Source organism: Nonomuraea sp. H19 (assembly GCF_052068215.1).
Taxonomy (GTDB): domain Bacteria; phylum Actinomycetota; class Actinomycetes; order Streptosporangiales; family Streptosporangiaceae; genus Nonomuraea.
This window is the reverse complement of the sequence record NZ_JBQHCV010000138.1, coordinates 1-842: the sequence shown is the minus strand read 5'-3', so window position 1 is coordinate 842 and position 842 is coordinate 1. Positions and strand designations below refer to the sequence as shown.

The 842-nt window shown below is 62.6% G+C and carries 1 protein-coding gene; it reads left to right on the top strand.

Translation table 11 applies throughout. From position 1 onward, the window contains the following. Window positions 1-235: 235 nt before the first annotated feature. Window positions 236-796, top strand: a complete 561-nt coding sequence (locus ACTMTI_RS56940) for a hypothetical protein (RefSeq protein ID WP_441129420.1) — start codon at window positions 236-238, stop codon at window positions 794-796. Window positions 797-842: the final 46 nt, after the last annotated feature.

Genomic DNA, 842 nt, shown 5'->3' with positions numbered 1-842 from the left:
TCATGTCTTGAGAACTCACATGATCATCGGGAAGGTACACCCCTTCCCGACCGATCCACAGGTCTCAAGCATTGCTCCCAGACCATCGGGCGAAACAAGCAGATGCTACGGGTTATTAATCGGCAAGTCCTAACTAAGAGGTCGCGCGGATAGGCGGCTGGCCGCCGCCCGGATCGGTGTGCTGAGCAGACCGTTGGCGAGTCGATTGTCAGAGAAGGTTGGCAGGATGTTCGCCATGACCGTTCACTCTCCCTTGATCTCCAGCCTGCCTCCGTCCTGCCACGAGATCATGGACTTCGATCTCGTCACTCTCGACGGCAAGTTGATCCTCGTCGGCAGTCCCGGCATGGACCGGCTTGCGTGCACCTGGGATCCGGCCCGCGACCGCTGGACTCAGTTCGAACTCGACGTCCCGGACGAGGACTTCCCCCGCACGGACCTTGCTGCGCTCGGTGCCGCGGTGGTGAAGGGCCGGATCGTGATCGGCGGCGGAGGTGACCACCAAGGCTTCGCCATGTGGGACCTGGAGACGGGCAAGGTACGGCTGAGCGCACAGGAGGGCGGCATGGCCTCGGTAGTCAGAGCCGACTTCGGTAACCGCTCGAGGCTGCTCGTGGGGTTCGTCGGCACGTGGGGCGTGGAGTTGTGGGACCCGTCCGTTGCCGCGCCGGAGGACAGGGATGACGGCGATGGTGACCTTGACGACGAGGACGATTCGGTGACAGAGCCGGAGCAGCCCTCGCCTTATGACTCTCTCGTGGACATTGACAGAGTTCCATCCTGTTTTCCCAGGTAGTAGGGGATGGCCTGGCGCGGTCGGATGTGGTCTCCGCTGGTGAGTG

What these genes read in the sequence shown, in the direction of transcription:
- ACTMTI_RS56940 (WP_441129420.1), top strand. Translation starts at nt 236, where the DNA reads ATGACCGTTCACTCTCCCTTGATCTCCAGCCTGCCTCCGTCCTGCCAC.